The 10,719-nt window shown below is 63.0% G+C and carries 7 protein-coding genes; 1 reads left to right on the forward strand and 6 read right to left on the reverse strand.

Annotated elements, in window-relative coordinates; genetic code table 11:
- The first annotated feature begins 220 nt into the window (after positions 1–220).
- A complete protein-coding gene (locus ACN9M4_RS14745; RefSeq protein ID WP_426299109.1) occupies positions 221–1,669 on the forward strand; it encodes a GH1 family beta-glucosidase in 1,449 nt (482 codons plus the stop codon).
- 32 nt (positions 1,670–1,701) lie between these two features.
- Here ACN9M4_RS14745 and ACN9M4_RS14750 read toward each other — a convergent pair whose 3' ends face one another.
- The 6 genes from ACN9M4_RS14750 to ACN9M4_RS14775 all read right to left on the reverse strand — a co-directional run bounded on the left by ACN9M4_RS14750 (position 1,702) and on the right by ACN9M4_RS14775 (position 10,705).
- Positions 1,702–1,827: a hypothetical protein gene (locus ACN9M4_RS14750; protein ID WP_426299111.1), complete on the reverse strand. Its 126-nt coding sequence runs from the start codon at positions 1,825–1,827 to the stop codon at positions 1,702–1,704.
- Positions 1,828–1,953: 126 nt separating this feature from the next.
- Positions 1,954–3,144, reverse strand: coding sequence for an elongation factor Tu (tuf, locus tag ACN9M4_RS14755; RefSeq protein WP_070350356.1), 1,191 nt, complete (start codon positions 3,142–3,144; stop codon positions 1,954–1,956).
- 232 nt (positions 3,145–3,376) lie between these two features.
- On the reverse strand, positions 3,377–5,491 hold the full coding sequence (gene fusA, locus ACN9M4_RS14760; protein ID WP_426299113.1) for an elongation factor G: 2,115 nt from the start codon (positions 5,489–5,491) through the stop codon (positions 3,377–3,379).
- A 67-nt stretch (positions 5,492–5,558) separates the two neighbouring features.
- Positions 5,559–6,029 (reverse strand): 30S ribosomal protein S7, encoded by a 471-nt coding sequence (gene rpsG / locus ACN9M4_RS14765; protein WP_021472399.1) that lies wholly within the window; start codon positions 6,027–6,029, stop codon positions 5,559–5,561.
- Between the two features lies 1 nt (position 6,030).
- The gene (gene rpsL / locus ACN9M4_RS14770; RefSeq protein WP_009358312.1) at positions 6,031–6,405 is read right to left on the reverse strand and encodes a 30S ribosomal protein S12; all 375 of its coding nucleotides are present in this window, start codon (positions 6,403–6,405) and stop codon (positions 6,031–6,033) included.
- Positions 6,406–6,805: 400 nt separating this feature from the next.
- On the reverse strand, positions 6,806–10,705 hold the full coding sequence (locus ACN9M4_RS14775) for a DNA-directed RNA polymerase subunit beta' (RefSeq protein ID WP_426299116.1): 3,900 nt from the start codon (positions 10,703–10,705) through the stop codon (positions 6,806–6,808).
- Positions 10,706–10,719: the final 14 nt, after the last annotated feature.

Raw genomic sequence — 10,719 nt, forward strand, 5'->3', positions numbered from 1 at the left:
GTCGGGCGTGTCGCGATTTTCACGCGAAACAGTCCATAGTTCCTTGGGGGATCCGGGTTATGTTTGGGCTCCAGCCTGGACCCTGCACCCGGCATTATCCGGATCGGGACGCGAAGGAGCGCTTGAACAACTCATCTAGTATGCCGGAATTCGGCGGCAGATGCGAATCGGGCGGCCGGCACCCGTTGCCATCGTCCACCGTGATCATCATGATGGGGGCATGACCGTCCAGAATGGACCCACCATAGAGCATCTTGCGGGCCTGTTTCCTGCAGGGTTCATCCTCGGAGTAGCCACCGCGGCGTTCCAGATCGAAGGTTCCCTGAACGTGGACGGCCGGGGGCCGTCCAGCTGGGACGCGTTCGCGGAGAAGCCCGGAACGATCAGCGACGGCGCATCTGCCGCCGTCGCCTGCGATCACTACAACCGCAGCGGCGAAGACATCGCCCTGATGCGGGAGCTCGGCGTCGACTCCTACCGCTTCTCCCTCTCCTGGCCCCGGATCCAGCCCGACGGCAAGGGCACCGCGAACGAACAGGGGCTGGACTTCTACGACCGCCTGACCGACAAGCTGCTTGCGGCCGGCATCTCGCCCATGGCGACCCTCTTCCATTGGGACACTCCCCTGGCCTTGGAGCACGACGGCGGCTGGCTGAACCGCGCGACGGCCGAACGCTTCGGCGACTATGTCGCCCTCGTCGCTGCCCGGCTGGGTGACCGCATAGCGCAGTGGGTCACCTTGAACGAACCGGTCTCGGTGGCGCTGCAGGGATACGGGCTCGGGGTCCATGCGCCGGGCCACCGGCTTCTTTTCGATGCCCTCCCGGCGGCGCACCACCAATTGCTGGGCCACGGACTTGCGGTCCAGGCGCTGCGTGCAGCCGGGGCAATAGGCCGCATCGGCGTGGCCAACATGCATACACCCGTCAGCGCAGCCGGCACCGGCTACAGGGACGGGTTGATGGCAGCCACCTTCGACCTGTTGGTCAACCGGATTTTTGCCGATCCGCTGCTGACCGGAACGTACCCGACGCCGCCGCTACTGGTGCGACCATGGTTCAAGGTGCTCGGCAACGCCTCCGACGACGACATGCGGCTTATCCACCAGCCCCTGGATTTTTACGGAGTGAACTACTACTACCCCATCAAGATCGCGGCCGGCGGCGGCAGCCACAGCACACCGGCGGGTGACAGCGAGATGATGGCCAGACTGCCCTTCCACCTGGTGCCGTTCCCCGAGTACGAAGTCACGGGTTTCGGCTGGCCGGTGGCCCCCGAGCATCTCGGGACTTTGCTGCGCTCACTCAAGGACCGCTACGGACAAGCCCTGCCGCCCGTGATGATCACCGAAAGCGGTGCCAGCTTCCCGGAACCCGCCCGTGTTTCAGGGACCCTGCGGGACCAGGACCGGATCGAGTACCTCGCCAGTCATCTAGGCCACGTGCTGGCCGCCACCGGCCCGGACGGCATTGCCCACGACGTCGAGCTGCTCGGCTTCTACGTCTGGACCCTCCTGGACAATTTCGAGTGGGCCGCCGGATACTCGCAGCGCTTCGGCCTGGTCCACGTGGACTTCGAAACCCTGCAGAGGACGCCCAAGGAATCCTTCTACTGGCTCAGGTCGCTCAGCCGGGCGCGCCGCAGCCGCCTGCACGGGCAACCCGGTTAGGGCCACTTGCGCGAGTGTGTGCTGGATCCGCGCTACTGCTGTCTGTTTGCCCTGCGGATCCGCTTCGCCCGGTCGATCTCGCGCCGGAAATACTTACGGCCCCACAGGATGCCGACGGCAACCACGGCCAGGACGGCAAGCACAATCAGGAACTCCACTAAAGACTCCTCTCTCCAGCTGCAACGGTATCAGGGCCGGGTTCAACAGGACGGAGGGTCTCCCGGGGACAAAAAGAACCCCGCCGCAAATGCGGCGGGGTTCCTTTCAGAATCTACAAGCAGAAACTACTTGATGATCTTGGTAACACGTCCCGAACCAACGGTGCGGCCACCTTCACGGATTGCGAAGCCGAGGCCCTCTTCCATAGCGATCGGCTGGATGAGCTCAACGGTCATCTCAGTGTTGTCGCCCGGCATGACCATTTCGGTGCCCTCGGGGAGGGTGATGACGCCGGTCACGTCGGTGGTGCGGAAGTAGAACTGCGGGCGGTAGTTCGAGTAGAACGGGTTGTGGCGGCCGCCTTCGTCCTTGGAAAGGATGTAGACGTTAGCCTCGAAGTCGGTGTGCGGGGTGATGGAACCCGGCTTGACGACAACCTGGCCACGCTCGACATCGTCGCGCTTCAGACCACGGAGCAGGAGGCCACAGTTTTCGCCGGCCCATGCTTCGTCGAGCTGCTTGTGGAACATCTCGATACCGGTAACGGTGGTCTTCTGGATCGGGCGGATACCGACGATCTCAACTTCGGAGTTGATGGCGAGGGTGCCACGCTCGGCGCGGCCCGTAACAACGGTGCCACGGCCGGTGATGGTGAAGACGTCTTCGATCGGCATCAGGAACGGCTTGTCGCGGTCACGAACCGGGTCCGGAACGGACTCGTCGACAGCTTCCATCAGGTCCTCAACGGACTTGACCCAAACCGGGTCGCCTTCCAGAGCCTTCAGGCCGGAAACGCGGATGACGGGAGCGTCGTCGCCGTCGAAGCCCTGGGAGCTGAGCAGCTCGCGAACTTCCATTTCGACGAGGTCGAGGAGTTCCTCGTCCTCAACCATGTCGGACTTGTTCAGCGCGACCAGCAGGTAGGGAACACCAACCTGGCGGGCGAGCAGAACGTGCTCGCGGGTCTGAGCCATCGGGCCGTCGGTAGCGGCAACCACGAGGATTGCGCCGTCCATCTGGGCAGCACCGGTGATCATGTTCTTGATGTAGTCAGCGTGACCCGGGGCGTCCACGTGGGCGTAGTGGCGCTTTTCGGTCTGGTACTCAACGTGGGAGATGTTGATGGTGATACCACGCTGGCGCTCTTCCGGAGCAGAGTCGATCGACGCGAAGTCGCGCTGCTCGTTGAGAGTCGGGTACTTGTCGTACAGCACCTTGGAAATGGCGGCAGTCAGCGTCGTCTTACCGTGGTCAACGTGACCGATGGTGCCGATGTTGACGTGCGGCTTAGTCCGCTCGAACTTTGCCTTTGCCACAGGTTCCTCCTAGAACGATTTCAAGTGACGTGCTCCTCAACCGCGCTTTTCGCGGCAGAACTTCAGCAAGTCTACTTGGGGGCTTTGGTTTTGGTGAAATTTTCAGATCCAGGGACCGATTTCGGTCCCGGGATCCGTTGATGCAGGGCCGGAGCGGAGCCTGGACTCCGGTCCGGCCGCTGCATCGGATGCGTTGCCGGAAGGCAGGCACCCATGGTTTTTCCGAAGCTGATTACTCGCCGCGGGTCTTCTGGATGATCTCGTCGGCAACAGCCTTCGGGACCTCCGCGTAGCTGTCGAAGGTCATCGAGTACACGGCACGGCCCTGGGTCTTGGAACGCAGGTCGCCGATGTAACCGAACATCTCGGACAGCGGAACGTTGGCACGGACAACCTTCACGCCCGCAGCATCTTCCATGGACTGGATCATGCCACGACGGGAGTTGAGGTCACCGATGACATCGCCCATGTACTCCTCGGGAGTACGGACCTCGACGGACATGAGCGGCTCGAGGAGCACCGGGTTGGCCTTGCGGGCACCTTCCTTGAACACCTGGGAACCGGCGATCTTGAACGCCATTTCCGAGGAGTCGACGTCGTGGTAAGCGCCGTCGATCAGGATTGCACGCACGCCCACCATCGGGTAGCCGGCGAGGATACCGAACTGCATGGCGTCCTGGATACCGGCGTCGACCGAAGGAATGTATTCACGCGGAATACGACCACCGGTGACGGCATTCTTGAACTCGTAGAACTCGCCGTCGGTGGTGTCCATCGGCTCGAAGGAAACCTGCACCTTTGCGAACTGACCGGAACCACCGGTCTGCTTCTTGTGGGTGTAGTCGACCTTCTCGACAGCCTTCTTGATGGTTTCGCGGTACGCAACCTGCGGCTTGCCGACGTTTGCCTCGACCTTGAATTCGCGGCGCATGCGGTCCACCAGGATGTCCAGGTGGAGCTCGCCCATGCCGGCGATGACGGTCTGGCCGGTCTCTTCGTTGAGGGAGACCTGGAAGGTCGGGTCCTCAGCGGAGAGCTTCTGGATGGCCGTGGAGAGCTTCTCCTGGTCACCCTTCGAGTTCGGCTCGATTGCCACCGAGATCACGGGCTCCGGGAAGCTCATGGACTCGAGGACGATCTGGTTCTGCGGATCGCACAGGGTGTCACCCGTGGTGGTGTCCTTCAGACCGATGGCTGCGTAGATGTGGCCGGCGGTAGCGCCCTCAACAGGCATTTCCTTGTTGGCGTGCATCTGGAACAGCTTGCCGATGCGTTCCTTCTTGCCCTTGGTGGAGTTGACCACCTGGGCGCCTGCTTCGACGTGACCGGAGTACACGCGGATGAAGGTCAGCTGGCCGAAGAACGGGTGAGCGGCGATCTTGAACGCCAGAGCGGAGAACGGCTCGTCAGCGCTGGGCTTACGGACCAGTTCCTCTTCCTCGTTGCGCGGGTTGTGACCAACCATGGCCGGAACGTCGAGCGGGTTCGGCAGGAAGTCCACAACGGCGTCGAGCATGGGCTGCACACCGCGGTTCTTGAAGGCAGAACCACAGAAGACCGGGTAGATCTCGGAGTTGACGGTCATCTTGCGGATGCCGGCCTTGAGCTCCTCGAGGGTGAGTTCTTCGCCCTCGAGGTACTTCTCCATGAGTTCCTCGGAAGCTTCGGCCACGGTCTCAACGAGCTGGGCGCGGTACTCCTCGGCCTTTTCCTTGAGGTCGGCGGGAATGTCCTGGACCTCGTAGGAGGCACCCATGGTCACGTCACCCTTGGCATCGCCGGGCCACACGAGGGCGCGCATTTCGAGCAGGTCTACGACACCGACGAAGTCGTTCTCGGAACCGATCGGCAGCTGCATGACCAGCGGCTTGGCGCCGAGGCGGCTGATGATGGTGTCAACGGTGAAGTAGAAGTCCGCACCGAGCTTGTCCATCTTGTTGACGAAGCAGATACGCGGCACGTTGTACTTGTCAGCCTGGCGCCACACGGTCTCGGACTGCGGCTCCACGCCTTCCTTGCCATCGAAGACAGCAACGGCACCGTCGAGGACGCGCAGGGAGCGCTCAACCTCAACGGTGAAGTCGACGTGGCCGGGGGTGTCGATGATGTTGATCTGGTTCTTGTTCCAGAAACAGGTCACGGCGGCAGACGTGATGGTGATGCCGCGTTCCTTTTCCTGTTCCATCCAGTCGGTCGTCGAAGCGCCGTCGTGCGTTTCGCCGATCTTGTGGTTCACACCCGTGTAGAACAGGATGCGCTCGGTAGTGGTGGTTTTACCGGCATCGATGTGCGCCATGATGCCGATGTTGCGGACCTTGTTAAGGTCGGTAAGCACGTCCTGTGCCACGGGGTCTCCCTTTCGGATGAACTACGCGTGCGCCGCCGGCTCAGTGAGCCGGCGGCGAACGGAAGTATTACCAGCGGTAGTGGGCGAAGGCCTTGTTGGACTCGGCCATCTTGTGGGTGTCTTCGCGACGCTTCACAGCGGCACCGAGACCGTTGGAGGCATCCAGGATTTCGTTCTGGAGGCGCTCAGTCATGGTCTTCTCGCGGCGGGCCTTGGAGTAGCCCACGAGCCAACGCAGAGCCAGGGCGGTGGAGCGACCCGGCTTGACCTCAACGGGAACCTGGTAGGTGGCGCCACCGACACGGCGGGAGCGGACCTCGAGGGAAGGCTTGACGTTGTCCATGGCCTTCTTCAGAGCGGCAACGGGGTCGCCGCCGGTCTTGGCGCGGGCGCCCTCAAGAGCACCGTAGACAATGCGCTCGGCAGTGGACTTCTTGCCGTCGATCAGGACCTTGTTGATCAGCTGGGTGACCAACGGGGAGCCGTAGACGGGATCGGAAACGAGCGGCCGCTTGGGGGCCGGACCCTTGCGAGGCATATTACTTCTTCTCCATCTTTGCGCCGTAGCGGCTGCGGGCCTGCTTGCGGTTCTTCACGCCCTGGGTGTCGAGTGCACCACGGACGATCTTGTAGCGGACACCCGGGAGGTCCTTAACACGACCACCGCGGACGAGCACGATGGAGTGCTCCTGCAGGTTGTGGCCAACACCGGGGATGTAGGCGGTAACTTCAACGCCACCGTTCAGGCGCACACGTGCGACCTTACGAAGGGCCGAGTTCGGCTTCTTCGGGGTGGTGGTGTAGACGCGGGTGCAAACACCGCGGCGCATCGGGCTGCCCTTCAGCGCGGGAGCCTTGGTCTTGGAGACCTTCGGCGTGCGGCCCTTGCGGACCAGCTGGTTAATCGTAGGCACTTTCGTGTTCTCCGTTGTTTTGATTTCTGCCGCCACACCAGGCGCCAGCCTGGGATGTGGAAGCTTTGGCGTTGCTCATGCAGCTTCCGGTCCCCAAAGGTCCGGTGGGCGTGCAAAAGTGCGGCATTCGTTGCGCAAGTTGCCCGCAACCCGGAAACAGACTCCACCCGGACATCATGAGAACAAAACCAAAATGATGCCGCGGCGGTCTTCATCCACTGCCACACAGAACAATTACGAAAAGTCTAGCATGGCTTGCCGTACCGCCTTAAAACGGTGTACGACGGCGGCAGGATGCTTCCGCCGTCGTACACCTTCCGTACGGCGAAAGCAGGGAAGCCCCCGTGTCCGGTGGACACGGGGGCTTCCTGTTGCCTGACGGCTTGGTTCAGGCTTCCGCTCAGCGGAAGTCGTTGCCCAGGTCGTAGTCATCCAGCGGGATGGCGTGGAACTCGGGAGCTCCGTCGCCACCCAGGGCGTCGTACGAGAAGTCGGTGAAGGCGCTGGGGCCCGTGAACAGGCTTGCCTTTGCTTCTTCAGTCGGCTCCACGGTGACCTCGGTGTAACGGGGCAGGCCCGTACCGGCCGGGATGAGCTTACCGATGATGACGTTCTCCTTGAGGCCAAGCAGCGGGTCGCTCTTGCCTTCCATGGCCGCCTGCGTCAGGACGCGGGTGGTCTCCTGGAAGGAAGCGGCCGACAGCCAGGACTCGGTTGCCAGGGACGCCTTGGTGATACCCATGAGTTCCGGACGACCGGAAGCCGGGGTAAGACCCTCGGACACCACGCGGCGGTTCTCGTCTTCGAAACGCGAACGCTCGGCGAGCTCGCCCGGGAGCAGCTCGGAGTCGCCGGATTCGATGACGGTCACGCGGCGCAGCATCTGGCGGACGATGACTTCCACGTGCTTGTCGTGGATGCCAATGCCCTGGCTGCGGTAAACGCCCTGGACCTCGTCCACCAGGAACTTCTGGGCGGCACGCGGACCCATGATGCGCAGAACCTGCTTCGGGTCCACCGGACCGTTGATCAGCTTCTGGCCGACGCTGACGTGCTCGCCGTCCTCGATGAGGAGGCGGGAACGGCGCAGCACCGGGTAGGCGATCTCCTCGGAACCGTCGTCCGGGGTGATGATCAGGCGCATCTGGCGCTCGGACTCTTCGATGGTGATGCGGCCGGCCGCTTCGGCGATCGGCGCAACACCCTTCGGAGTACGGGCTTCGAAGAGCTCCTGGATACGGGGCAGACCCTGGGTGATGTCGTCGCCGCCGCTGGCGGAGACGGCACCACCGGTGTGGAAGGTACGCATGGTCAGCTGAGTACCCGGTTCACCGATGGACTGTGCGGCGATGATGCCGACGGCCTCGCCGATGTCCACGGTCTTGCCGGTGGCCAGCGAACGGCCGTAGCAAAGCGCACAGGTACCGACCTTGGACTCACAGGTGAGCACGGAGCGGACCTTGACCTGGGTGATGCCGGCAGCCAGCAGTTCGCCGATGACGACGTCGCCGCAGTCGGTGCCGGCCGGGGCCAGCACGGTGCCGTTGGAGTCGACGACGTCGACAGCCAGGGTGCGTGCGTACGCGCTGTTCTCGACGTTCTCGTCCAGGATCAGCTCACCATTGGAGTCCGGCACGGCGATCGCGGTCATCAGGCCACGCTCGGTACCACAGTCCTCTTCGCGGACGATGACGTCCTGCGAAACGTCCACCAGACGACGGGTCAGGTAACCCGAGTTGGCGGTACGCAGGGCGGTATCGGCAAGGCCCTTACGGGCACCGTGCGTGGCGATGAAGTATTCCAGCACCGACAGGCCCTCGCGGTAGGAGGACTTGATCGGACGCGGGATGATTTCACCCTTCGGGTTGGCCACAAGACCACGGATACCCGCGATCTGGCGGACCTGCATCCAGTTACCACGTGCACCGGAGGACACCATGCGGTTGATGGTGTTCATCGGGGACAGGCTGTCGCGCATGACCTGGGCGATCTCGTTGGTTGCCTTGTTCCAGATCTCGATCAGTTCCTGGCGACGCTCGTCGTCGTCGATCAGGCCCTTGTCGTACTGGCCCTGGATCTTGGCAGCCATGGTCTCGTAACCGGCGAGGATCTCCGGCTTGGCCGTCGGAACCTCGATGTCGGAGATGGCCACGGTGACACCCGAACGGGTTGCCCAGTAGAAACCGGCATCCTTCAGGTTGTCCAGGGTGGCAGCCGTAACAACCTTCGGGTAACGCTCGGCAAGGTCGTTGACGATGCGCGAGAGTTCGCCCTTGTCCGCAACAGCCTCGACCCAGGGGTAATCCTCGGGCAGGGTCTGGTTGAAGATGACCTGGCCCAGCGAGGTCTGCACGAGTGCCGGCTGACCGGCTTCCCAGCCCTCAGGAGCTTCCCAGCCGGCGTACGGCACGAAGTTGTCCAGGCGGATCTTGACCTGCGAGTTCAGGTGCAGCTCACGGGCGTCGTAAGCCATGATGGCTTCCGCAACCGAGGAGAACACGCGGCCCTCGCCGGCCGAACCGACCCGCTTGGTGGTCAGGTGGTACAGGCCGATGATCATATCCTGCGAAGGCAGGGTGACCGGGCGGCCGTCGGACGGCTTCAGGATGTTGTTCGAGGACAGCATCAGGATGCGGGCCTCAGCCTGGGCTTCGGGGCTCAGCGGCAGGTGCACTGCCATTTGGTCGCCGTCGAAGTCGGCGTTGAAGGCGCCACAGACCAGCGGGTGCAGCTGGATTGCCTTGCCTTCAACAAGCTGGGGTTCGAATGCCTGGATACCGAGGCGGTGCAGGGTAGGTGCACGGTTGAGCAGCACCGGGTGTTCGGTGATGATCTCTTCCAGCACGTCCCAGACCTGCGGACGGTAGCGCTCGACCATGCGCTTGGCCGACTTGATGTTCTGGGCGTGGTTGAGGTCAACCAGGCGCTTCATCACGAACGGCTTGAAGAGCTCCAGGGCCATCTGCTTGGGCAGACCACACTGGTGCAGCTTCAGCTGCGGGCCGACGACGATGACCGAACGGCCGGAGTAGTCGACGCGCTTGCCGAGCAGGTTCTGGCGGAAACGTCCCTGCTTGCCCTTGAGCATGTCGCTCAGGGACTTCAGCGGACGGTTGCCCGGACCCGTCACCGGACGGCCGCGACGGCCGTTGTCGAAGAGGCTGTCAACAGCTTCCTGAAGCATGCGCTTCTCGTTGTTGACGATGATCTCCGGCGCACCGAGGTCAAGCAGTCGCTTGAGTCGGTTGTTGCGGTTGATCACGCGGCGGTAGAGGTCGTTGAGGTCGGAGGTCGCGAAGCGGCCACCGTCCAGCTGGACCATCGGGCGCAGTTCCGGCGGGATCACCGGGACGGCGTCCAGCACCATGCCGAGCGGGCTGTTGTTGGTAGTCAGGAAGGCGTTGACGACCTTCAGACGCTTCAGGGCGCGGGTCTTGCGCTGGCCCTTGCCGTTCTGGATGGTGTCGCGCAGGGACTCGGCCTCTGCCTGCATGTCGAAGTTCTCAAGGCGCTTCTTGATCGCTTCGGCACCCATGGAGCCTTCGAAGTACATGCCGTAGCGGTCACGCAGTTCGCGGTACAGGGCCTCGTCACCTTCGAGGTCGGCGACCTTCAGGTTCTTGAAGCGGTCCCAGACCTGCTCGAGGCGCTCGATCTCGGCGTCGGCACGCTTGCGCACGTTTGCCATCTGGCGGTCGGCGGAGTCGCGGGCCTTCTTCTTGTCGGCAGCCTTGGCGCCTTCACCCTCGAGGCGGGCAAGCTCGTCCTCAAGGTCGCGGGCGATGGTGGCGATGTCGCTGTCGCGGTTGTCGACAAGCTGCTTCTTCTCGAGGTCGTGCTCGACCTGGAGGTTCGGCAGTTCCGCGTGGCGGCTCTCGGTGTCGACGCTGGTGATCATGTACGCCGCGAAGTAGATGACCTTTTCGAGGTCCTTCGGCGCAAGGTCAAGGAGGTAGCCCAGGCGGGACGGAACACCCTTGAAGTACCAGATGTGGGTTACGGGCGCGGCCAGCTCGATGTGGCCCATGCGCTCACGGCGCACCTTGGCGCGGGTGACTTCAACGCCACAGCGCTCACAGATGATGCCCTTGAAGCGCACGCGCTTGTACTTGCCGCAGTAGCATTCCCAGTCGCGGGACGGGCCGAAGATCTTCTCGCAGAAGAGGCCGTCCTTCTCGGGCTTGAGCGTGCGGTAGTTGATGGTTTCCGGCTTCTTGACCTCACCGTAAGACCAGCCGCGGATGTCTTCCGCGGTGGCGAGGCCGATCTGCATGAGGCCGAAGGAGGATTCGCTGGACATGTGGTCCCTGTTCT

This window comes from Arthrobacter sp. R-11 (assembly GCF_049913155.1).
Classification (GTDB): Bacteria; Actinomycetota; Actinomycetes; order Actinomycetales; family Micrococcaceae; genus Arthrobacter.